The sequence below is a fragment of the Actinomadura coerulea genome (genome assembly GCF_014208105.1).
GTDB lineage: Bacteria > Actinomycetota > Actinomycetes > Streptosporangiales > Streptosporangiaceae > Spirillospora > Spirillospora coerulea.
Genome location: NZ_JACHMQ010000001.1, coordinates 1 through 22,154, shown reverse-complemented (window position 1 = coordinate 22,154; position 22,154 = coordinate 1). Strand labels below are relative to the sequence as shown.

Below are 22,154 nucleotides of genomic sequence, written 5' to 3'. Positions count from 1 at the left end.
GCCACCCTATCGACCGGAGAGGCGCCGCGCCCCGTCGGCGGAGGCGCCGCGCGTCACATGCCGGGGATGCTCGCCACGAGGTCGTGGACGTCGGCGCGCAGGCTCTCCAGATCCTGGCTCATCCCGTCCACCGGCGTGGTGTCGGGCGGCTGCCGCTGCGACAGCCCGACCAGCACCGCGGCGAAGATCCCGAGGATGAGCGCGCCGACGAGCGCCGCCTCGGCGCGCGGCAGCACCGCCCCCCAGACGCGGGCCAGCTGGCGGCGGGGCGCGCCGCTGCCCGGCGCGAGGCACAGCAGCCCGACCACCGCCATCGCCGCGTAGGCGATGGCCCTGGACGCGTTCATCGCCGGGTCGGCGAAGATCAGCACACCGAGCAGGATCATTCCCGCGAGTCCGCTGAGCGACGTCCACAGCACGGTCGACATCAGGGCGCCGGGCAGGTGCAGCGGCGTCCGGAACGCGGCCGCGACGGCGTCGCCCGAGCGCGGGCCCCGCCGCGTCTGCCGGCCCTCCATGCCCTTGGCCGCCTTGTCGCCCGCCCGGAGGACGAACACGCCGGCGACGGTGACGCCGAGGGCGAGCAGCGGCGCGATGTTGGCGAACCCGAGCAGCGCCACCAGGACGATGAAGCTGAGCACCCGGTACCAGCCGTAGGGCTTGCGCCGCTCCCTGTCGCGCTCGGACCCGTCGGCCCGGTCGGCACGGGCCTGGTCGGGCCGCTGCCGCGCCTCCGGCTCGTACGGGCCGCGCTGGAGCGCGCCCTGCGGCGGCTGGTTCGGCGGGGGCCCGTACTGCTGCGGCGGATACCCGCCCTGGTAGGGGCCCTGGTCGTAGGGGGCGGGCGGCCCGTAGCCGCGCTGCCCGTACTGCTCCCCCGCCTTGAACGGCGCGGGCCCGGGCGGCGGGACGGGCGGCGGCGCCGCGGGCGGCAGCTGGCCCACGAAGTCCTTCGGCTGCGCCGGGACCGGCGCGGGCGACGGGACGGGAGCGGGCGCCGGAACCGGCATCCCCGGTGACGGCGACGACGTCCCGGGCGAAGGGGACGAGGACGGCGGGTCCTGCGGCGACGGCACCGGCATGGAGAACTGCCGGGAGTGGTCGGCCGCCGTCTCCTCGGGCCCCGGCCCGGCGGCGGCACCGGCCGCACCGGCGGCACCCGCGGCACCGGCCGCCGGGTAGTGCCGGTCGATCCGCGTCTGGTCGGTGATGGTGGCTTCGAGATGGATGCGGCGCGTGAGCTGCACCAGGTTGACCGCCGTCGGGCGCTCGGCCGGATGCCGCGCCATCGCCGACCGCAGCACGGGCAGCATCGCCTCGGGCACGCCGTCCAGGTCCGGCGTGCTCTGCATGATCTTGTAGAAGATCGATTCGAAGGTGCCGGAGCCGAAGGGCGGGCGGCCGGTCGCGGCGTAGGCGACCGTCCCGCCCCAGGCGTGCACGTCGGACGGCGGGCCCGCGTCCTCACCCTCGATGATCTCCGGAGCGAGGTAGCCGGGGGTGCCGATGACCATGCCGGTGGCGGTCAGCCGGGTCGCGTCGGCGGCCTGCGCGATACCGAAGTCGATCACGACCGGCTCGCCGTCCACGAGCATCACGTTGCCGGGCTTCATGTCGCGGTGCACGATCCTGGCGCCGTGGATCGCCGACAGCGCCGACGCCAGCCCCACGCCGAGCCGCTGCAGCGCCGGCCCGTAGATCGGGCCGGACTCCTCGACGATCTCCTCCAGCGTCCGGCCGGGCACGTACTGGGTCACGATGTAGGGCTGGTCGGCGGTCACGTCGGCGTCGAGGATCTCCGCGACGTGCGGGCTGTGCACCCTGCGCATCGAGTCGACCTCGCGGGCCAGCCGGCGGCGCGCCGTGGCGTCCCCGGCGACCGCGGGCCGCAGCACCTTGATGGCCACGTTGCGCCCCTCGGGGTCGGCGCCGAGGTAGACGACGCCCATGCCCCCTTCCCCCAGGGTTCGCTGGACGCTGTAGTGGCCGATTCGGTCCCCGGACGTGACGGCTCCCCTCATCGTTTCCGAAACCTTACCCTTGCCCATCCTGCCGGGGAGATCCAGCCATCAGGCCGCCACCACCCCGTGGCCCCCGGCGGCGGATGCCAGCGCCCCGGCGAACCAGCGCGCGCCGGGACGCTCCGCGGGGTCGCGGCGGAACGCCGCCCGCAGCAGCCCCGCCAGCGGCTCCGGAACGCCGCCGACGTCGGCCTGGCCGCGCAGGATCCTGAAGCACACCCCGTGCAGCGACCCGCGCCCGAACGGCGGGCGGCCCGTCGCCGCGTAGGCCACGGTCGACGCCCACGAGAACACGTCCGACGCGGTGGTGGCGCGCTCCCCCTCGATCAGCTCGGGCGCCAGGTAGGCGGGCGTCCCCACGACCATGCCGCGCCTGGTGATCTGCTCCGCGCCGGACTCGTGCGCGATACCGAAGTCGATCAGCGTCGGGCGGTCGCCCAGGACGATGACGTTGCCGGGCGACACGTCCCGGTGCAGCACGCCCGCGTCGTGGACGTCCCCGATCGCCAGCGCCAGCCGCCGCGCGAACCGGACGAGCCGGTCGCCGCGCAGCGGCCCGTACGCCGTGACGAGGTCGTTCAGCGGGCACCCCGGCACGTACTGCATGACCACGTGCGGCCGCCGCGCCGAGACGGCGCCGTCCAGCAGCCGGGCCACGTGGGCGCTGCGCACCAGCGCCTGCGCCCGCATCTCCCGCGCCAGCCGGCTGATCGCCTCCGGCTCCCCCGCGAGCTCCGGAACGAGCTCCTTGACCGCGACCTCCCGGCCGCCGGCGTCCATGGCCAGGTAGACCACCGCCGTGCTCCCCCGGCCGATCTCGTCCAGCAACCGGTACCCGCCCAGTCTCCTGTGCGTCCCCATGCACCCTTTGACGCCAGGAAACGCCCTCCGGGTTCCCGGCGTCCGCGCGCGTCCGGTTCAGGTCACCGGGGTTCCGGGGAACCGCCCCCGGGCGGACGCGTCAGCGCCGCGCGGCCTGGCGGGCTCGGCGCTCCTCGCGGCGGGTCTCGAACTTGGTGGCGGCGGCGTCGAGCTGCTCCAGGAACTCGCAGAGCTCCTCGCGGGCCTTCTCACCGTCGCCCGTCAGGTCGGTGCGGTCGAAGACGCCCCACTTGCGCAGCACCGGGACGAGCACGTCGTCGTGGTGGAGCCGCAGGTCGTAGATGCCGGCGTTGGCGATGACGACCGACTTGCGCAGGAAGCCGTCGATGCTGTGGCCGGGCATCTGGAACGTCGTCACGACGTCGGTGATCGCCCGCATCGTCTCGTTCGGGGCGGCCTCCAGCGCGGCGCCCATCAGGTTCCGGTAGAAGATCATGTGGAGGTTCTCGTCGGCGGCGATGCGCGTCATCATCTGCTCGCAGACGGGGTCGCCGGACGCCTTGCCGGTGTTGCGGTGCGACACGCGGGTCGCGAGCTCCTGGAACGACACGTACGCCGTCCCGTGCAGGAACGAGTCGCCGTGGTCGGCCTCGTAGCCGGCCTCCATGTGGTGCATGCGGGCGCGCTCCAGCGCGACCGGGTCGACCGCGCGGGACACCGTGAGGTAGTCGCGCAGGGCGATGCCGTGCCGGTTCTCCTCGGCGGTCCAGCGGTTCACCCACGTGCCCCAGGCGCCTTCGCGGCCGAAGACGGTGGCGATGGCGCGGTGGTAGCCGGGCAGGTTGTCCTCGGTGAGGAGGTTCACGATCAGCGAGTCGCGCGCCTCGGGGGTCACCTTGGACTGCTCGATGGACCACGGCTCGCCGTCCAGCGGCCCGTCGAAGTCGCGGCCCTCGCTCCACGGGACGTACTGGTGCGGGAACCATTCCTTGGCCATCGACAGGTGCCGGTTCAGCTCCTGCTCGACCACCGGCTCAAGGTCGAGCATGAGGCCGGTCTGGGACTTCTCTTCGGGGGTCACGGACATGTGGTTCCTTCGCTGGACGGGGTCGTCTTTGCGGGCGCCCAGCAGGCCGTTCACAACCTACTCAAGCGTAGGTTCGATCGTCGCGAGTCAGCCCGAGCCCCGTCAAGTCAGCACCGCGACAAGCGAGGCGCGGGAACTTTTGTAGATCCGCGCGAAAACGGCGTGACGCCTCGTCACCGCGTATCGGCGGCCTGTTGCCACATGCGGCTCACGGCCGCCCTGAGCAGCGGCCGCGGGACGAGGCGCAGCGCCGGGAGCGCCGCCTTGTACTGCATGCCGGGAACGCACAGCGCGCGTCCGGTCGACACCGCCTCCAGCCCCGCCCGCGCCACGTCCTCGCGCCGCAGCCAGAGGAGGTTGGCCGGGACGTCGTCGTCGGTGCGGGTGAACCCGGGGCACAGCGCCGTCACGTGGACGCCCTTGCCCGAGACCTCCGAGTGCAGGCTCTCGGAGAACGACGCCACATACGCCTTCGTCGCCCCGTAGGTCGCGCTGCCGGGCGAGGGCGCGAACCCCGCCATCGACGCGACGTTCAGCACCCCGCCCCGGCCGCGCGCGACCATCCCGGGGAGGGCGGCGTGGGTGAGCCGCACGAGCGCGGCCACGTTGAGCTCGATCTGCGCCAGGTGGTCGTCCAGCGGCAGCTCCGCGAACGCTCCAAAAGCGCCGTATCCGGCGTTGTTGACCAGCAGCTCGACCGGCTCGGAGCGCAGCCGCCCCTCGACCTCCGCCCGCTGCGCGGGATCGGTGAGGTCGGCGGCCATGACCTCCACGGCCACCCGGTACCGTTCGACGATCTCGCGGGCCAGCCCGTCCAGCCGCTCGCTCCGGCGGGCCACGATCACCAGGTCGGTGCCGCGGCCGGCCAGGAGGCGGGCGAAGCTCTCGCCGATACCGCTGGACGCCCCCGTCACGAGCGCGGTCCGGTACGCATGTCGCATGGCGGCAGATGCTATCGGCGGTTCTTCGCGCACCCCCACAGCACGCCCAAAAAACACAAATAACGTTTCAGCCCGCGAGTTCCGAGGTGCGCACCGGGTCGCCCCCAGCGTACTCGGGGGGCGGCAGCATCGCCGACGGATCCTCACCCGCCACCCACAGCCCCACCAGGAACGCGGTCGCGGCCTCAAGGAGCCCGGCCCTCTCCAGGCTGCCCCCGTCCATCGGCACGCAGCCGAGGTCGCGCACCAGGCCGCGCACCACGGCGAGCGCCTCCTCGTCGTCCCCGCACAGCGGGACACCGAGCGGACGCCCCGCGAACGCCGGGGGCGTCATCCGCCACACGCTCTCGTGGCAGGTGTTGAAGGCCTTGACGACCCGCGCGCCGCTGGCGTCAGCGATCCGCCGCGCCGCGGACGGGCCGCCCGCCGTCCTGAGCCGCTCGAACGGCGGCTCCATCGGGTTGGTGCAGTCGATCAGCACGCGCCCCTCCAGCGGCCCCGCCTCGCGCAGGACGTCCTGGACGCCCTCGTGCCAGACGGCGAGGAGCACCGCGTCGCCGGACTCCGCCGCCTCCCGCAGCGTGCCGCCCGACGCGCCGTGCCCGATCCGCCCGGCCAGCGCGACCGCCTTCGCGGGGGTCCGCGCCCCGATCCGCACCTGATGTCCCCTGCGCGCCCACTGCGTGGCGAGCGCGTCCGCCATGGCGCCCGCGCCGAGCACTCCGATCCGCATGACGTCCTCCCGTTCGTTTACCGTCGACCGGGACGTTAGGCGGTCCGTTCCGCACCATCCGGTGCGTATCGGAAGGGGCAGGATGGCGGGCGAACCCATGGACGAGTACGAGTACATCGCCGACTGCCAGACACGGCTCGGCCTCGACGTGCTCTCGGGCACGTGGACGGGCGTCGTCCTCTGGTCGCTCCAGCACGGCCCCCTGCGTCCCGGCGAACTGCGGGAGCGGATCGGCGGCATCAGCCACAAGGTGCTGACCGAGACGCTCCGCCGCCTCGAACGCGACGGCCTGGTCGTCCGCCGCCGCTACGCCGAGGCGCCCCCGCGCGTCGAGTACGAGCTGACCCCGCCGGGGCGGGGGATGCTCGAACCCCTCGCCGCCCTCGGCCGCTGGACCGAGCGCTACGCCGACGAGGTGCTCGACACGCGGGACCGCGCGCCCGGCGAGCGGTGAGCTCAGCGCCCGGTGAACGTGGCCTTTCCGGGGCCCTCCTCCATGAAGCTCTTCATCCCCGCCGCCTGGTCGTCGGTGGCGAACAGGGCCGCGAACTGCGTCCGCTCGATCTCCAGGCCGGTGTCGAGGTCGGCCTCGAGCCCCCGGTCGATGGCCTGCTTGGCGGCGCGCAGCGCGATCGCGGGACCGCCCACGAACGTCGCCGCCCACTCCCGGGCGGCGGTGTAGACGGCGTCGTCGGCGACGACCCGGTCCACCAGGCCGATCGCGAGGGCCTCGTCCGCCGCGACGTGCCGTCCCGAGAAGATCAGGTCCTTGGCCTTCGACGGCCCGACCAGCCGGGCCAGCCGCTGCGTGCCGCCCGCGCCGGGGATGATGCCGAGCTGGATCTCCGGCTGGCCCACCTTCGCGCCCTCGCCCGCGACGCGGAAGTCGGCGGTCAGCGCCACCTCCAGCCCGCCGCCGAGCGCGTACCCGGCGATCGCGGCGATGACCGGCTTGGGGATCGCGGCGAGCGCCTTGGCGAAGTCCTGCAGCAGCCGCGAGTGCCCCGCCGACATCTCCGCGTACGACATCGGGGCCATCTCCTTGATGTCCGCGCCCGCCGCGAAGACCCGCTCGCCCCCGTACAGCACGACCGCGCCGACCGCCTCGTCCTGCGTGACCTGCCGGGCCGCGTCGATCAGCTCCCGCTGCATCTGGGCGTTCAGGGCGTTCATCTTCGGACGGTCCAGCCTGATCGTCGCGACCCCGTCCTCGACCTCGACCCGTACGAACTCGCCCACGGCGACCCTCCCAGTGCACCTCGGTGGCGGACGATCCGAGCCTAGCCAGGGGCCCGCCGCACCCCCGCCCCCGGGCGCCCCCGTCCGGCGGCGGCGGCCGTCAGGAAGCGGGGGCACGGTGCTGTCCGAGGCTGCTGGTAGCTTCGGGGACCATGCTCGTCGCCCACGCCACCTGGCATGGCGGTGCGCTCTGCCTGTGGGCCGAACGCACCGGCCCGTACGAGCCCTCCCCGGACGTCCACCCCTTCGCGACCTGCGACTTCACCGGCACGTCCTACGAGCCGCTGCTGCGCGCCGCGTTCCGCGTCGAGCTGGCGATGTCCCTGCCCACCGCGGGCGACCACCCGCTGCCGTCGGCCGAGCTCGGCCCCGAGCCGGTGCGCCACGAGCCCGAACTGCGCCCGTGGCGGGTCCCGGCGCTGGTCCTCGCTCCGTTCCCCGCGATGGCGCTGCTCCAGTCGGCCGAGCAGAGCGCCGACGTCGCCGCGGGCAGCGACCTGCGCTTCCTGTGCCTGCTCGCGGAGGAGGCGGTGCACCTCGCCGGGCGCGGCCAGGTCATGCCCGCCCTGCTGCGCGAGGACGGCGACCTCGTCGCCCGCTGGCGCCCGGTGGTCGACGACCCGGCGCGGTTCCGCGCGCTGGCCCGCGCCATGCCCGCCGCCTGCCGCGCGGCGGACGGCGGGCGCCCTGCCGCCGAGGTCCTGCGCGAGGCGCTGTCGGCCCTGGTCGACACGGCCGTGCGGGGCACGGTGCCGCATCCGCTGCTGGTGTCGCGGCGCAAGGAGCCCGACCGGCTGCCGCTCGCCGAACGCTGGGTGATGGCGCTGACCGGCCCCTCCCCCGAGGTCGCCCGCGAACCCCGCGACGACCCCGACGACCTGATCGCCGAGCTGGACGCGTGGGCCGCCGCCGCGCGCCGCCCGTCCGGCCCGCTGCGCGTCTGCTTCCGCCTCGCCGAACCGGGCGCCGAGGAGTTCGAGGAGGACGCGGAGCCCCGCGACGGCGACTCCTGGCGGGTCGAGTTCGCCCTCCAGGGCACCGACGACCCGAGCCTCTACGTCCCCGCCGCGCTGGTCTGGGACGGCGAGGCCACCTCGATCCCGCAGGCCGAGGAGACCCTCCTCGCGGGTCTCGGCCGCGCCCTGCGCCTGTTCCCCGACCTGGCCCCCGCCCTGGACGGCCCGGCACCGCACGAGCTCCTCCTCGACACGGCGGGCGCGTTCCGCTTCCTCCGCCAGGCGGCCCCCATGCTCGCCGCCGCGGGCTTCGGCGTCCTGCTCCCCCAGTGGGCGGGCAAGGCGAAGCTCGGCATGAGGCTCACCACCCGCAACGAGGACCCGGAGGCCTCCGCGGGGTCGGCGGCGCCCTCGGGCTTCGACCTGAAGTCGATGGTCGACTTCCGCTGGGACCTCGCCATCGGCGACGAGACCATCGACGAGGCCCAGCTGGAGGAGCTGGCCCGGCTGAAGACCCCCCTCGTCCGCCTGCGCGGCCAGTGGGTGGAGCTGGACGAGCACCAGCTGGAGGCGGCCCTCGACTTCCTGCGCCACCCGCGCCGCGGCCGCATGACCGCCGCCGAGGCGATCCGCGCGATCGTGCACGCCGGCGACGGCGACCTCCCCCTCACCGGGGTGGACGCCACCGGCCCCCTCGGCGACCTCCTCTCCGGCGAGGCCGACCGCCGCCTCACCCCCATGCGCACCCCCGCAGGATTCAACGGCACGCTGCGTCCGTTCCAGGAGCGCGGCCTCGCCTGGCTGAAGTTCCTCGGCGACCTCGGGCTCGGCGGCGTCCTCGCCGACTCGATGGGGCTTGGCAAGTGCATAGGCAAAGACGAGTTCGTCTTCGTGAACGGCGCCCTGACAAAAGCGAAGGACGTCTGGGCGCGCTTCGCCTCCACGCTGGAACCCGATGACGAAGGCGAATGGTCGATACCGGTGCGGGAGTTGACCGTCAACTCGATCGCCAAGGACGGGCGGATCGTTCCGGCCACGGTGACCCGCCTCTACCGCCAGCACATCACCGAGAAGGTGCGGAAAGTTCGGCTGGACGACGGCAGCGAGCTCATCGTGACCCGTCGGCACCGCCTCCTGGGCCTCGACGACTGGACGAACGACCTCTGCCCGGGGATGCGCGTCTGCGTTCCGGCGAAGCTGCGGCACGGGGGCGACGCCCTGGACCCGGACCTGACCGTCCTCCTCGCGTGGCAGATAGCCGAGGGGAGCGAGGGCCGGTGGACCACCGTGGTCATCACTCAGAAGAACGTGCGCACGCTCGAAGACCTTCAGGTTCGCCTGAAGCGTGTGGCAGACAGGTTCGGCCTCGCGTTGAACGATGCGAGGGTCATACCGGCGAGCGGCACCAAGGTCCCCTTCCTGAGATTCAGCGGAAAACCCTACCGGGAACTACTGGAGGAACACGGATATCGCTGGGGCGGCCATTCGGCTCACAAGCGGATCCCTGAATGCGTCATGACGGCCGACGAGGCGACCGTCCGCCTCTTCCTCCGCCACTTCTTCGCGGCCGAATCGTCGGTCGACACGTCGAGGCGCCTCGTCGAGATCAGTTCCGCGTCCGTCTGGATCATGCGGCAGCTCAGTGCGCTGCTGCGCAGGTTCGGCGTCTGGCTGCGCATCTCCACCGCATGGAAGTGCGCCACGAACGGTACGGGCATCAAACGCCCGTACCAGATCGGTCTCATCGGCGGGGCGAGTCTTCGGCGATTCCAGCGCCTCATCGGAATCGCCGACGCCGAAAAACAGGCCCGAGTGGACGAGATCTGCGCCGAACCCTCTAACACCAATGTCGAGGGCGTGCCTGGCAATGATCTTCTCCGACAGGCTCGAAAGGCCACGGGGCTGCCCATGCGGCATCTCAGCACCAACACCGTCTACTTCTACGGAACCCAGGAGTTCTCCAGAGAGAGCGCGAGAGAAGCCGTAGGAAGGCTTGACCACATCCTGTCCGGGGACGCTGAGGCAGAGTACCGGCTCCGCAGGGGATGCAAATGGACGGCGCAGACACTGGCCGCGTACGAGCGCCTCGACAGCGTCGAACTCCAGCGAATTCGCGACCGGCTCGATGAGCGGGCCGCCCGCGAGGTCTTCTACACGAGAATCACCTCGGTCGAGGAGTTCGACTACGAAGGCTTCGTGTACGACTTCGAGGTCGCCGATCACCACAACTACGTCGCCGAGGGGATGCTGTGCCACAACACGGCGCAGTCCCTGGCGCTACTGGCGTCCGAGCGAGCCGACGGCGAGCGTCCTGGTCCCACCCTCCTCATAGGGCCGATGTCGCTGGTGGGGAACTGGCAGCGGGAGGCGGCTCGGTTCACGCCCAAGCTGCGGGTGTACGTGCACCACGGGACGGGGCGGCGCCGGGGCGAGGAGCTCGCGGCGGCGGTGGCGGCGGCGGATCTGGTGCTCACCACCTACGGGACGGCGGCGCGGGACGCGGAGATGCTCGCGCCGATCGAGTGGGAGCGGGTCATCTGCGACGAGGCGCAGGCGCTCAAGAACAGCGGGACGCGGCAGGCGCGGGCGGTGCGGAGCATCCCGGCGCGGAGCCGGATCGCGCTCACCGGCACGCCCGTCGAGAACCACCTGACCGAGCTGTGGTCGATCATGGAGTTCGCCAACCCGGGGCTGCTCGGGCCGCGCAGTGCGTTCCGGCGGCGGTTCGCGATCCCGATCGAGCGGGAGGGCGACGAGCAGGCGGCGCTGGCGCTCAGGCGGGCGACGCAGCCGTTCGTCCTGCGCCGCCTCAAGACCGACAGGTCGATCATCTCGGACCTGCCGGAGAAGCAGGAGATCAAGGTCTACTGCAACCTGACGACCGAGCAGGCGTCGCTCTACCGGGCGACCGTGGACGACATGCTCCAGCAGATCGCCGAGGCGGAGGAGGCCAAGCGGCGCGGGCTGGTGCTGGCGACGATGGCCAAGCTCAAGCAGGTCTGCAACCATCCGGCGCAGCTGCTGAAGGACGGCTCGCGCCTGCCCGGCCGGTCGGGCAAGCTCGAACGGCTGGAGGAGATCTGCGCCGAGGTCCTGGAGCAGGGCGAGAAGGCGCTCGTCTTCACCCAGTACGCCGAGTTCGGGTCGATGCTCCAGCCCTACCTGGCGGCGCGGCTCGAACGGCCGGTGCTGTGGCTGCACGGCGGGACGTCCAAGCAGGGGCGCGACGACCTCGTCCAGCGGTTCCAGGAGGACGCCGAGCCCTCCATCTTCCTGCTGTCCCTCAAGGCCGCCGGGACGGGCCTGACGCTGACCGCCGCCAACCACGTCGTGCACGTGGACCGCTGGTGGAACCCGGCCGTGGAGGACCAGGCCACCGACCGGGCGTTCCGCATCGGGCAGACCCGCGACGTCCAGGTCCGCAAGTTCGTCTGCGTCGGGACGATGGAGGAGCGCGTCGACGAGATGATCGAACGCAAGAAGGCCCTGGCCGACTCGATCGTCGGCACCGGGGAGGACTGGCTGACCGAGCTGTCGGTCGCCGAGCTGCGCGACGTCCTGCGGCTGTCGCCGGAGGCGGTGAGCGACTGATGGACGAGCGGCCGGCCGACGAGGGCATCAGGGCGCGGACCAGGCGGGGCTCGATCGGGGCGCGGTGGTGGTCGCGGCGCTTCATCGACCTGGTGGAGTCGTTCGCCGACGCCGGGCGCCTCCAGCGGGGCCGCGCCTACGCCCGCAAGGGCAACGTGTTCGACCTGCGGGTGGAGGCGTACGAGGTCACCGCGAAGGTGCGGGGGTCGGCGCCGGAGCCGTACGAGGTGGCGCTCGGCATCGAGGCCATCGACGAGGACGGCTGGCGCGCGGTGGAGGCGGAGCTGGCGTCCCGCGCGCTGTTCCGGGCCCGGCTGCTGGCCGGTGAGATGCCGCCGGAGATCGAGTGGGTGTTCGCCGAGCTGGGGCTCGCGCTCTTCCCGGACTCGGCGTCCGACCTGCACCTGATGTGCGACTGCCCCGACTGGGGCGACCCGTGCAAGCACGCCGCCGCCGTCCTGTACCTGCTCGCCGAGGCGTTCGACGACGACCCGTTCCTCATCCTCCAGTGGAACGGCCGGCGCCGCGACCAGCTGCTCGGCGCGCTGCGGCGCGCGAGCGCGACCGAGCCCGACCCGCTGGAGATGCGCGACGAGCCGCTCACCGCCGAGGGGTTCTGGACGCCGCCGTCCGGGCTGGCCCGGCTGCGCGAGCGCCCGCCGGCGCCGCCCGTCCCGCCGGGGTTCGTGCTCCAGGTCGCCGCTCCCCCGCCGGTCCGCGTCCGGCGGCGGGCGCTGACGGACGTGCTGGCCCCCGTCTACGAGGCGCTCGCCGGGCAGGACGAGGACTGAACCGGGTCCGGGGCGGGCGCGCTCCGGGCCGCGGATGATCTTACGGAATGCGAACGCCGGCGCGCCTCGGCCGCCTGGTGGAGAGGTCGCTCCGTAGCCTCCTGCCATGCGGGCGCCGCGCGAGGGCGGACCCGCCTCATGGGGGGAGCGACGAGGGATGAGCGGAATCGTCGTGGAGGCGCGTGGGCTGCGCGTCCGCTGCGGCGCCCGGACGGTCGGGGGCTTCTCGTTCGGGGTGCCGGAGGGCGAGGTCTACGCGCTGCTCGGCCACGCGGGGTCGGGCAAGACCCTGCTGCTGGAGGCGCTGGCAGGCCTTCGCCGCCCCTGCGGCGGCGCGGTGCGCGTCCGGGGCACCGACCCGTACGCGGCGCGGGAGGGGCTGCGGATCGGCACGGTGTGGCGGGACGGCGGGCTGTTCCCCGGCCTCACCGTCTCCGAGATCGTCACGGCCTGGCGCCGCTGGACGCTGGACCCGCTGGCGGCGGACGAGGCGCTCGCGCTGACCGGGCTGGAGGCGTCCGCCGGGGTGCGGTTCGAGCGGCTGACGGCCGGTGAGCGGCGGCGGCTCGACCTGTCGCTGGCGCTGCTGGGGCGCTCGGACGTGCTCTTTCTGGACGAGCCCACGTCCGGCCTCGACAGTGGAACGGTCCATCTGATCTGGGCGGCGCTGCGCCGGATCGCCGCGTCCGGCACGGCGGTCCTGCTGGCCACGCGGGACGCGGCCGAGGCCCGCCGCGCCGACGGCGTCGTGGTCGTCGACCGGGCGCGGCCCGTGGCGCCGCGCGGCGGGACCGGCATGATCCCGATCCGCAGGCCCGCCTCGTCCGGCGGTCCGGGCGCCGCCCGGTTCTGGTCGCAGGCGGCCGCGCCCGGCGCGCCGGGTCCCGCGGCCGCTCAGGTTCCGGGGCCGCTCGGGTCCCGGGGCCGGGAGGCGGGCTAGGGCCTGCGTCGAAGTGGGCCGGGCCTTGGAAACCCAGGCTAGAGCGGCAGGCGGGCGCGGACGGTGAAGCCGCCGTCCGGGCCGGGCCCGGCGTCGAGGTCGCCGCCGAGCGCCTCGGCGCGCTCCCGCATCCCGCGGATGCCGCTGCCGCCGGACGACGGCGCGCCGGACCGGGGCGTCCCGTCGTCCTGCACGCTGACGACCACGCCGTCGGCGCCGTAGCCGACGCGGACGACGGCGGAGGTCGCGCCGGAGTGCCGGGTGACGTTGGTGAGCGCCTCCTGGACGATCCGGTACGCGGCGAGGTCGGCCTCGGCGGGCAGCGGGCGCGGCTCCCCCTCCACCTCGGTGCTGATCTTCAGACCGGCCGCCGCGAGGCCCCGGGTCAGCTCGTCCAGCCGGCCGAGGCCGGGGGCGGGCGCGACCGGGGCGGCCTCGTCGACCTGCCGCAGGACGCCGAGCGTGGCGCGCATCTCCCGCAGCACGTCCTTGCTGGCCTGCTTGATCGCGGTGAGGGCGTCCTCGGCGCGCTGCGGCTCGCGGCGCAGGCCGTGCAGCGCGGCGGTGGCCTGCACGTTGATGAGCGAGATGTTGTGGCCGAGGACGTCGTGCAGCTCGCGGGCGATGCGCAGCCGCTCCTCGATGGCGCGGCGGCGGGCCTCGGCCTCGCGGCCGCGCTCGGCGACGCGGGCGCGCTCCTGCGCCTCGCGCAGGTAGGCGCGGCGGTTGCGGACGACGCCGCCGATGGCGACGACCGCGACGAACCAGCCGACGAGCAGGAAGCCGGCCGCGTCGGCGAGGTGGTTGACGTCGTCGCGGCGGTCGCCGGCCACGGTCCCGGCCACGGCGATCCCCGCGAGAGCGACGGCCGCGGTGAGGTGGCCCTCGGCCGCCGCCGTGTAGAGGGCGACGACGAACGTGAGCAGGGCCGGGCCGTCCGGCTCGGTGACCGGGTAGTAGACGGCGCAGGCGGCGAGCGTGACGGCGGCGACCGCCACGGGACGGCTCCGGCGGAAGTACAGCGCCCCGCAGGCGACCGCCAGCAGGGCCCAGCTGTAGAAGGGAATGCGCGAGGGCGGGCCCGTGTGGACCGACACGAGGGCGATCGCGGCCAGGACGGCGAACGCCCCGCCGGCCAGTGCGGCGTCCGCGGCGCGGCCGGTCGGCAGCCACGGGACCGGCCGCCCGCCCCGGTTAGCAAGTCGCACATGTCCATCCTGCCAGCTTCGGCTCGCTTGCACGTCCGATACGGTATGTAGTACTTCTACTATCAACGGATGCAGGGCTACGGCGGTCCGTTCAAGAGCCGGTACAGAGGGGGTGCGCATGGGCGAGCCGGTGGTCCGCGCGCGAGACGTGCGGATGCGCTACGGCCGCGCGGAGGTGCTGCGCGGCGTGGATCTCGACGTGCAGGCGGGCGAGGTGGTGGCGCTGCTCGGGCCCAACGGCGCGGGCAAGACGACGACCATCGAGATCCTCGAAGGGTTCCGGCCTCGCTCGTCCGGGGAGGTCGCGGTGCTCGGCGCCGACCCCGGCAAGGGCGGGGACCGGTGGCGGGCGCGGCTCGGCGTCGTCCTGCAGAACTGGCAGGACCACCCGCGCTGGGGCGTCCGGCAGCTTCTCGCACACATCGCCGCGTACTACGACGACCCCCGCGACGTCGACGAGCTGCTGGAGGTCATGGGCCTCGCGGGGCAGGCCGGTCAGGCGGTCGGGCGGTTGTCGGGCGGCCAGCGGCGGCGGCTGGACGTCGCGCTCGGCATCGTGGGCCGTCCCGAGCTGCTGTTCCTGGACGAGCCGACCAGCGGCTTCGACCCCGAGGCGCGGCGGGAGTTCCACGGGCTGGTCGAGCGGCTGGCACGCGACGAGGGCATGACGGTCCTGCTCACGACGCACGACCTCGCCGAGGCCGAGCGGCTGGCCGACCGCATCGCGATCCTCGTCGGCGGGGCGGTCCAGGTCTGCGGCACCCCGTCCGGGCTGGCGTCGGTCGTGCGGGCGGCGTCGGAGGTCCGCTGGACGGAGGACGGCGCACCGCGGGCCGAGCGCACGTCCGACCCGTCCGGGCTTGCCTACGAGCTGCACCGGCGGTTCGGCGGGCCGGTGCCGGGCCTGGAGGTCCGCCGCCCGACGCTGGAGCAGAGCTACCTGGACCTGGTCGCCGGGGCGGCCGCCGAGGGGAGGGCGGCGTGAACACCCGCGCGCTGACGATCGGGATCCGCCGCGGCTGGGCGGAACACGTGCACTACCTGCGCAGCCGCAGGGAGCTGGCCTCCGGGCTGGTCGGGACGGTGGGGGTCTATGTGCTGCTGGTGCGCTGGCAGGGCGACACCCTCGTGGAGGGCACGGGCCAGTCGCAGGCAGTGCTGATGACGGCCGGTTTCGTGGCGTTCTCCCTGTTCTCGGCGGGCCTGATGAACCTGCCGATGGGCATCGCCGCGGACCGGGAGGAGGGAGCCCTGCTGCGGCTGCGGACGGTGCCCGGCGGCACCCGCGCCTACCTGGTCGCGCGCGCCGTCTCGGTGCTGCTCCAGATCGCCGGCCACGTGCTGCTCATGCTGGCCGCGGGCGCGGTGTTCGCCGGACTCGGCCTGCCGCCGGCGGCGGGCGACTGGCTGACCCTGGCCTGGGTGCTGGCGCTCGGCACCCTGGCCGTCGTCCCGATCGGCGCGGCGATCGGCGCGCTGCTGCCCGGGCCGCGCAACGCCGCGAGCATCCTGTCGCTGCCGCTGATGGCCCTCACGCTCGTCTCCGGGGTGATGTTCCCGCTGGGACGCCTCCCCGAGGGCGTCCAGTGGGTCGCGCAGATGTTCCCCCTCTACTGGCAGGGGCTCGGGCTGCGGTCGGTGTTCCTGCCCGACTCGATGGCGGTGGCCGAGATCGGCGGGAGCTGGCGCCTCGCCGAGACCGCCGCCGTCCTCGGGGCCTGGGCCGTCGCGGGCCTGCTGCTGGCCCCGGTCCTGCTGCTGCGCGCGGCCCGCCGCGAGTCCGGCGCACGCCTGGCCGAGCGGCAGGAGCGCCGCGCCGCCCAGGGCGCCTTCTGATGCGGGCCGCTCCGATGCGGGGGAACGGGCCGTGACCCGCAAGACTGGCCCCGTGTCCGCCGAGAAGGAGACCGTCTACAACCGGATCCCGGTGCTGAGGGCGGAGCGCGGCGTCTCGCGCCGCGACCTCGCCACCGCGCTGGGGGTGCACTACCAGACGGTCGGTTACCTGGAACGGGGCGAATACAGCCCGAGCCTGCACCTCGCCCTGCGCATCGCCGAGTACTTCGAGGTGCCGGTCGAGGTCGTCTTCTCCCTCAAACCGTTCCCGAGGATCGGAGGCACGTCATGACGAACCGCAACGCCGGATGGCTGGAGCGGTCCCGGCGCAGGCGCGCGGACCGTCTCGCCGCCCTCGACGAGGAGCTGGAGCGGCGGCTGCCCGCCCGCTACGCGCGCCGCCGCACCCGCCGGGCGCTGGCGGGCGCGGGCGCGGCCATGCTGGGCCTGTTCTGGGTGGACGCCGCCGTCTCCTGGATGCTGGCCCCGAGCGACACCGCGATGATCGTCAACTTCGTGATCCTCGGCGTCCTGGTGGTCGCCGGGATACCGCTGGCCGGACAGCTGATCGCGGTGACCCGGGGGCTGACCTCCCGGCGGGAGCGGGAGCTGGACGAGCGGCAGCTCGCGGCACGGCTCCGCGCGTTCGCGACGTCGCACCAGGCCACCACGGTCGTGATGTTCGCGGTGCTGGTGGTGACGATGATCGCCGACCGGGAGGGGCGCGAGTCGCAGATCCCCGGCGCCGCGCTCTTCCTGATCCTGTTCGCGCTGCTGGCGACGCACGCGCTGCTCCCCCTCGTCGTCGCGGCCTGGCAGACGCCCGATCCGCCGCCCGCCGACGACGAGGGGGAGGACGGCTAGCGCAGGTCGCCGTTGGTCATGCCCTGCGGCGCGGGCGGCAGCGCGACGAGGCCCATCTCGGCCCGTCCGGACAGCAGGGGATGGCTCGGCACCACCCGCACGCTGTAGCCGAACGCGCCGCTGCGCCCGAGCGGCACCTCGCCGGTGTAGCGGCGCCGCCCGTTCTCCGCCGGGCCGCCGTCCTCCAGCTCCAGGTAGGACGGGTCGACGAGCGCGTCGGCGTCGTCCACTCGCCCGTAGGCGACCTCGACGGCGACGTCCTCGGGGGCGAGCCCGTCGAGGTCCACCACGACGCGGACCGTCAGCCGCGCGCCGACCTGGGGGCTCTCCTCCCCGGTGGACTCGACGTGCTCGACGGCGACCCGCGGCCACGCCGAGCGGACCTGCCGCTTCCAGGCCGCCAGCTCGCGGGCGCCGGCGAACTTGTCGGCGACCATGGAGCGCTCCGACACGGCGGCCGGGGTGTACAGGTCGTCGACGTAGTCGCGCAGCATCCGGGACGCGAGCACCTTCGGGCCGACGGTGGCGATGGTGTGCTTGACCATCTCCAGCCAGCGGCGCGGCATCCCGGCCGAGTCGCGGTCGTAGAACGTGACGGAGACGTGGTCCTCGATCAGCTCGTACAGGGCGGCGGCCTCCAGCTCGTCCCGCCGGTCGGGGCCGGCGAGGCCGTCGGCGGAGGGGATCGCCCAGCCGTTCTGGCCGTCGTACCACTCGTCCCACCAGCCGTCGCGGATCGACAGGTTCAGCCCGCCGTTCAGCGCGGCCTTCATCCCGGACGTGCCGCACGCCTCCAGCGGGCGGAGCGGATTGTTCATCCACACGTCGCAGCCCTGCACCATGAGCTGCCCGAGCGCCATGTCGTAGTCGGGCAGGAACACGATCCGGTGCCGGACGTCCTCGGACCCGGTGAACCGGACGATCTCCTGGATGAGCCGCTTGCCGCCCTCGTCGGCCGGATGCGCCTTCCCGGCGATGACGATCTGCACGGGCCGCTCCGGGTCGAGCAGGATCGCGCGGAGCCGGTCCGGGTCGCTCATCATCAGCGTGAGCCGCTTGTAGGACGGGACGCGCCGCGCGAACCCGATCGTCAGGACGTCGGGGTCGAGGGCGTCGTCGATCCACGAGGTCTCGGCCTCGCTGGCGCCGCGCTGGCGCCACGACTCGCGCAGCCGGCGGCGCGCGTCCATCACGAGGCGGCGGCGCAGCAGGTTGCGCATCCGCCAGACCTCCGGCTCGGGGACGTCGCGCACCGCCTCCCAGCCGCGGCCGGACTCCATCACCGACGGCAGCTCCCGGGCGGTGAACTCCAGCACCTCGCGCGCGACCCAGGTCCCGGCGTGCACGCCGTTGGTGATCGACCCGATGGGGACCTCGGCGGTGTCGAACCCGCCCCACAGCCCGCCGAACATCTCCCGGCTGACCTCGCCGTGCAGCCGGCTGACGCCGTTCACGCGCTGCGCCAGCCGCATCCCCATCACGGCCATGTTGAACACGGTGCGGTCGCCGCCGGGGTAGTCCTCGGCGCCGAGCGCGAGGATCCGGTCGACGGGGACCTGCTCCTCCTCGTTCGCGCCGCCGAAGTAGCGGGCGATCAGTTCGCGGGGGAACCGGTCGATGCCGGCGGGGACGGGCGTGTGGGTGGTGAACACCGTGCCCGCCCGGACCGCCTCCAGCGCCTCGTCGAAGGTCAGGGCCTCCTCCTTGGCCAGCTCGCGGATGCGCTCCAGGCCGAGGAACCCGGCGTGGCCCTCGTTGGTGTGGAACACCTCCGGCGCCGGATGCCCGGTGATGCGGCAGTACGCGCGGATGGCCCGCACGCCGCCGATGCCGAGCAGCATCTCCTGGAGGAGGCGGTGGTCGCCGCCGCCCCCGTACAGCCGGTCGGTGACGTCCCTGGCCGCCTGGTCGTTCTCCTCGACGTCGGAGTCGAGGAGCAGCTGCGGGACGCGGCCGACCCGGGCGATCCACACCTGCGCGTGCAGCCCGCCGCCCTTGGGCAGGCCGATGACGACGCGGACGGGCGTCCCGTCCCGCTCGCGCAGGAGGGTGAGGGGCAGCCCGTTGGGGTCGATCGGGGGGTAGCGCTCCAGCTGCCAGCCGTCCGGCGACAGGGACTGGGAGAAGTAGCCGTGCCGGTAGAGGAGTCCGACCCCGAGGATGGGCACGCCGAGGTCGCTCGCCGTCTTCAGGTGGTCGCCCGCGAGGATGCCGAGGCCCCCGGAGTACTGCGGCAGCGCGGCGGTGATCCCGTACTCGGGTGAGAAGTAGGCGATGCTCACCGGGGAGTCCCCCGGGCGGGACTGGTACCAGCGCGGCGCCGTCAGATACTCGCGCAGGTCCTCGGCGGTGTCCTGGAGGCGGCGCAGGAAGCGCCGGTCCTCCGCCAGCCGCGCGAGCCGCTCGGGGGCGACCTCGCCGAGGAGCCTGACCGGATCGTGGTGGACGGCCTTCCAGAGCGCCGGGTCCACGTCGCGGAAGAGGTCGAGCGTCTCGTGGTGCCACGACCAGCGCAGGTTGAGGACCAGCTCCTCGAGCTGCCTGAGGGGCTCGGGAAGGACGGTGCGTACCGTGAAACGTCGGATTGCCTTCACGCAACGTCACGCTATGCGCTTCGGGGGCATGGGCGCGACGCGGGGGACCACACCGTCACCTCGCGGACCGAACGGCCCGTCGGCGGCACGAATCCCCGGAACCCCTTCCCCGCAAGGGCTCACGTCCCGGCGCGGCCGGTCGTCACCTGGGCGGGCTCCGGCGCCGCGGCAGACCGTTTGCCCAAACTCGACCCTCCCCAGACCGGCGCGGCGCGGCCGGGGCCGGCCAGGAGGCGGGCCGCACGCCACCGGCGGTCATCGGGCGAACGCGGAAAATCATCCCGAACTACTCGGCAGTAGTCGCCGGGTTCGGGGCATGGACGTTTTGGATCTCTCGAGAGGGTAGGGGTGGCACATGCACGTCGAGTCCGGAACGTCCAGCATGCCCGGCATTCCGAGGCTTGGTCGCATTCCAATCGTCAACGTCGAGCCGGTCGTCGGGTGCGGGCGGTGGCCGGCGAAGGCGGTGGTGGGTGAGACCGTCGAGGTGTCGGCGACGGTGTTCCGGGAGGGGCACGAGCGGCTGGGCGCGGCGGTGGTGCTGCGGACGCCGGAGGGCGAGGAGCTGGCGCCGCGGCGGATGAGCGAGGTCGGGGCGGGGCTGGACCGGTGGTCGGCACTGGTGACGCCGACGGAGATGGGGTCGTGGTCGTTCCGGGTGGAGGCCTGGGGGGACCCGATCGCGCACTGGCGCCACGACGCCGAGATCAAGATCCCGCGCGATCAGGACGTCGAGCTCATGCTCACCGAGGGGGCGCGGCTGTTCGCGCGCGCGGCGGAGGCCGTCCCGAGCAAGGACCGCCCGACCCTGGATCGGCTGGCCAAGCGCCTCGGTGACGAGACCGTGCCGGTCGCCGACCGGATGGAGGCCGTGGCCGACCCCGACGTCGGGGACGTCCTGGAACGCCACCCGTTGCGGGATCTGCTGACGGTCAGCGACTGGTACCCGCTGGTGGTGCACCGGCAGCGGGCCCTGTACGGGGCCTGGTACGAGTTCTTCCCCCGCTCCGAAGGCGCCGCCTTCGACCCCCTGGGACGGCGCGGGCCGACCTCGGGCACCCTGCGCACCGCGATGAAACGCCTCCCCGCGATCGCCGACATGGGCTTCGACGTCGTCTACCTCCCACCCATCCACCCCATCGGCACCAGCCACCGCAAAGGCCCCAACAACACCCTGGACGCCGGCCCCTACGACCCCGGCTCCCCCTGGGCCATCGGATCACCCGACGGCGGCCACGACGCCGTCCACCCCGACCTGGGCACCCTCGACGACTTCGACGCCTTCGTCGCCCACGCCGGCGACTGCGGCCTGGAAATCGCCCTCGACCTGGCCCTGCAATGCTCCCCCGACCACCCCTGGGTCCACGACCACCCCGAATGGTTCACCACCCGCGCCGACGGCACCATCGCCCACGCCGAGAACCCGCCCAAGAAATACCAGGACATCTACCCCCTCAACTTCGACAACGACCCCGACGGCCTCTACACCGCCGTCAAAGACCTCATCCACCACTGGACCAACCACGGCGTCCGCATCTTCAGAGTCGACAACCCCCACACCAAACCCGTCGCCTTCTGGGAACGGCTCCTGGCCGACATCCACACCACCGACCCCGACGTCCTCTTCCTGGCCGAGGCCTTCACCCGCCCCGCCATGATGCACACCCTCGCCAAAATCGGATTCCACCAGTCCTACACCTACTTCACCTGGCGCAACAGCGCCGAAGAACTCACCGAGTACATGCGCGAACTCACCGGCCCCGCCGCCGCCTACATGCGCCCCAACCTCTTCACCAACACCCCCGACATCCTCAACGAATACCTCCAGCACGGCGGCCGCCCCGCCTTCGAGATCCGCGCCGTACTCGCCGCCCTCCTCTCACCCACCTGGGGCATCTACTCCGGCTACGAACTCTGCGAGAACACCCCCGTACGCCCCGGCAGCGAGGAATACCGCGACTCCGAGAAATACCAGTACCGCCCCCGCGACTGGGAAACCGCCGACCGCACCGAAACCACCATCGCCCCCCTCATCACCACCCTCAACACACTCCGCAACACCCACCCCGCCCTCCAACAACTCCGCAACCTGCACTTCCACCACATCGACCAACCCGAACTCCTCGCCTTCTCCAAACGCCACCTCGACGACACCGTCCTGACCATCGTCAACCTCAACCCCCACCAACCCCGCGAAGCCACCATCCACCTCGACCTCCCCGCCCTCGGCCTCCCCGACGACCCCGACCAACCCCACACCGTCACCGACCAACTCGACGGCACCACCTACACATGGCGCGGATCGAACTACGTCTACCTCGATCCCCAAGTCCGACCCGCACACGTCCTGACGTTCGGGAGCAGCGAGAGTTGAGCGGACCCAACGAGCCCCAGTCCCCGGCCGTCCCGCCGGAGGCGCCCCCTGGCGCGGTGCCCCGGGACGATCCCTTCACCGAGATTCCTTCGGACGCCATCCCGACGCCGTCGGAACCCGTCCCGGACGCGTTCGACCCGGAAACCCCACGTGACCC

General features: G+C 73.3%; 17 protein-coding genes and 1 pseudogene. 10 read left to right on the top strand and 8 right to left on the bottom strand.

Annotation, left to right across the window (positions count from 1 at the left end; genetic code table 11):
• Positions 1–53 precede the first annotated feature (53 nt).
• The 5 genes from BKA00_RS39615 to BKA00_RS00070 all read right to left on the bottom strand — a co-directional run bounded on the left by BKA00_RS39615 (position 54) and on the right by BKA00_RS00070 (position 5,604).
• A complete protein-coding gene (locus BKA00_RS39615; RefSeq protein WP_185022977.1) occupies positions 54–2,021 on the bottom strand; it encodes a serine/threonine-protein kinase in 1,968 nt (655 codons plus the stop codon).
• Positions 2,022–2,069: 48 nt separating this feature from the next.
• A complete protein-coding gene (locus tag BKA00_RS00085; RefSeq protein ID WP_185022976.1) occupies positions 2,070–2,882 on the bottom strand; it encodes a serine/threonine-protein kinase in 813 nt (270 codons plus the stop codon).
• 100 nt (positions 2,883–2,982) lie between these two features.
• Positions 2,983–3,930, bottom strand: a complete 948-nt coding sequence (locus BKA00_RS00080) for an acyl-ACP desaturase (RefSeq protein WP_185022975.1) — start codon at positions 3,928–3,930, stop codon at positions 2,983–2,985.
• A 173-nt stretch (positions 3,931–4,103) separates the two neighbouring features.
• A complete protein-coding gene (locus tag BKA00_RS00075) occupies positions 4,104–4,871 on the bottom strand; it encodes an SDR family NAD(P)-dependent oxidoreductase (RefSeq protein ID WP_185022974.1) in 768 nt (255 codons plus the stop codon).
• Positions 4,872–4,938: 67 nt separating this feature from the next.
• A complete protein-coding gene (locus BKA00_RS00070) occupies positions 4,939–5,604 on the bottom strand; it encodes an NADPH-dependent F420 reductase (protein ID WP_185022973.1) in 666 nt (221 codons plus the stop codon).
• Positions 5,605–5,686: 82 nt separating this feature from the next.
• On the opposite strand from BKA00_RS00070, the gene BKA00_RS00065 reads away from it, so the two are divergent.
• Entirely contained in the window at positions 5,687–6,058 is a 372-nt protein-coding gene (locus tag BKA00_RS00065) for a winged helix-turn-helix transcriptional regulator (RefSeq protein WP_221492960.1), read from the top strand.
• Positions 6,059–6,060: 2 nt separating this feature from the next.
• On the opposite strand, the gene BKA00_RS00060 is transcribed toward BKA00_RS00065, so the two are convergent.
• A complete protein-coding gene (locus tag BKA00_RS00060) occupies positions 6,061–6,843 on the bottom strand; it encodes an enoyl-CoA hydratase/isomerase family protein (RefSeq protein WP_185022972.1) in 783 nt (260 codons plus the stop codon).
• Positions 6,844–6,995: 152 nt separating this feature from the next.
• Between BKA00_RS00060 and BKA00_RS40210 the strand changes: the two are divergent.
• From BKA00_RS40210 to BKA00_RS00040, 4 genes and pseudogenes are all read left to right on the top strand, one after another.
• Positions 6,996–8,423 (top strand): annotated as a pseudogene (locus BKA00_RS40210) (SNF2 helicase-associated domain-containing protein); the annotation flags it as partial.
• Positions 8,409–11,390, top strand: a complete 2,982-nt coding sequence (locus BKA00_RS39605; RefSeq protein ID WP_338072193.1) for an SNF2-related protein — start codon at positions 8,409–8,411, stop codon at positions 11,388–11,390. The pseudogene BKA00_RS40210 and the gene BKA00_RS39605, both read left to right, overlap by 15 nt.
• Complete coding sequence (locus BKA00_RS00045) at positions 11,390–12,181, top strand: SWIM zinc finger family protein (protein WP_185022971.1); 792 nt, start codon at positions 11,390–11,392, stop codon at positions 12,179–12,181. The genes BKA00_RS39605 and BKA00_RS00045 overlap by 1 nt, the downstream gene beginning before the upstream one ends.
• 157 nt (positions 12,182–12,338) lie before the next feature.
• Positions 12,339–13,121, top strand: coding sequence for an ATP-binding cassette domain-containing protein (locus BKA00_RS00040; RefSeq protein WP_185022970.1), 783 nt, complete (start codon positions 12,339–12,341; stop codon positions 13,119–13,121).
• 38 nt (positions 13,122–13,159) lie between these two features.
• On the opposite strand, the gene BKA00_RS00035 is transcribed toward BKA00_RS00040, so the two are convergent.
• The gene (locus tag BKA00_RS00035) at positions 13,160–14,329 is read right to left on the bottom strand and encodes a sensor histidine kinase (RefSeq protein ID WP_230299138.1); all 1,170 of its coding nucleotides are present in this window, start codon (positions 14,327–14,329) and stop codon (positions 13,160–13,162) included.
• 118 nt (positions 14,330–14,447) lie between these two features.
• Here BKA00_RS00035 and BKA00_RS00030 point away from each other — a divergent pair, with 118 nt between their 5' ends.
• Genes BKA00_RS00030 through BKA00_RS00015 form a run of 4 tightly spaced genes read left to right on the top strand, consistent with a single transcriptional unit; the run spans position 14,448 to position 17,029 of the window.
• Positions 14,448–15,314, top strand: a complete 867-nt coding sequence (locus BKA00_RS00030) for an ABC transporter ATP-binding protein (RefSeq protein WP_185022968.1) — start codon at positions 14,448–14,450, stop codon at positions 15,312–15,314.
• Positions 15,311–16,165 carry an ABC transporter permease gene (locus BKA00_RS00025; RefSeq protein WP_221492959.1) on the top strand — a complete coding sequence of 285 codons (855 nt, stop codon included), beginning with the start codon at positions 15,311–15,313 and terminating at the stop codon, positions 16,163–16,165. Before BKA00_RS00030 ends, BKA00_RS00025 begins: the two co-directional genes overlap by 4 nt.
• A 31-nt stretch (positions 16,166–16,196) precedes the next feature.
• A complete protein-coding gene (locus tag BKA00_RS00020; RefSeq protein ID WP_185022967.1) occupies positions 16,197–16,457 on the top strand; it encodes a helix-turn-helix transcriptional regulator in 261 nt (86 codons plus the stop codon).
• The gene (locus BKA00_RS00015) at positions 16,454–17,029 is read left to right on the top strand and encodes a hypothetical protein (protein ID WP_185022966.1); all 576 of its coding nucleotides are present in this window, start codon (positions 16,454–16,456) and stop codon (positions 17,027–17,029) included. Before BKA00_RS00020 ends, BKA00_RS00015 begins: the two co-directional genes overlap by 4 nt.
• Here BKA00_RS00015 and glgP read toward each other — a convergent pair.
• Positions 17,026–19,623, bottom strand: coding sequence for an alpha-glucan family phosphorylase (gene glgP, locus BKA00_RS00010; RefSeq protein ID WP_185022965.1), 2,598 nt, complete (start codon positions 19,621–19,623; stop codon positions 17,026–17,028). The two genes, BKA00_RS00015 and glgP, sit on opposite strands and share 4 nt — an antisense overlap.
• Before the next feature lie 382 nt (positions 19,624–20,005).
• Here glgP and BKA00_RS00005 point away from each other — a divergent pair, with 382 nt between their 5' ends.
• Entirely contained in the window at positions 20,006–21,997 is a 1,992-nt protein-coding gene (locus BKA00_RS00005; protein ID WP_221493463.1) for an alpha-1,4-glucan--maltose-1-phosphate maltosyltransferase, read from the top strand.
• Positions 21,998–22,154 lie beyond the last annotated feature (157 nt).

Excerpts from the sequence above, each read along its gene's own strand:
- BKA00_RS00085 (WP_185022976.1), bottom strand. The coding sequence starts at position 2,882 with ATGGGGACGCACAGGAGACTGGGCGGGTACCGGTTGCTGGACGAGATC.
- BKA00_RS00030 (WP_185022968.1), top strand. The coding sequence starts at position 14,448 with ATGGGCGAGCCGGTGGTCCGCGCGCGAGACGTGCGGATGCGCTACGGC.
- BKA00_RS00080 (WP_185022975.1), bottom strand. The coding sequence starts at position 3,930 with ATGTCCGTGACCCCCGAAGAGAAGTCCCAGACCGGCCTCATGCTCGAC.
- BKA00_RS00015 (WP_185022966.1), top strand. The coding sequence starts at position 16,454 with ATGACGAACCGCAACGCCGGATGGCTGGAGCGGTCCCGGCGCAGGCGC.
- BKA00_RS00040 (WP_185022970.1), top strand. The coding sequence starts at position 12,339 with ATGAGCGGAATCGTCGTGGAGGCGCGTGGGCTGCGCGTCCGCTGCGGC.
- BKA00_RS39605 (WP_338072193.1), top strand. The coding sequence starts at position 8,409 with ATGACCGCCGCCGAGGCGATCCGCGCGATCGTGCACGCCGGCGACGGC.
- BKA00_RS00075 (WP_185022974.1), bottom strand. The coding sequence starts at position 4,871 with ATGCGACATGCGTACCGGACCGCGCTCGTGACGGGGGCGTCCAGCGGT.
- BKA00_RS00045 (WP_185022971.1), top strand. The coding sequence starts at position 11,390 with ATGGACGAGCGGCCGGCCGACGAGGGCATCAGGGCGCGGACCAGGCGG.
- BKA00_RS00005 (WP_221493463.1), top strand. The coding sequence starts at position 20,006 with ATGCCCGGCATTCCGAGGCTTGGTCGCATTCCAATCGTCAACGTCGAG.
- BKA00_RS00065 (WP_221492960.1), top strand. The coding sequence starts at position 5,687 with ATGGCGGGCGAACCCATGGACGAGTACGAGTACATCGCCGACTGCCAG.
- BKA00_RS39615 (WP_185022977.1), bottom strand. The coding sequence starts at position 2,021 with ATGAGGGGAGCCGTCACGTCCGGGGACCGAATCGGCCACTACAGCGTC.
- BKA00_RS00070 (WP_185022973.1), bottom strand. The coding sequence starts at position 5,604 with ATGCGGATCGGAGTGCTCGGCGCGGGCGCCATGGCGGACGCGCTCGCC.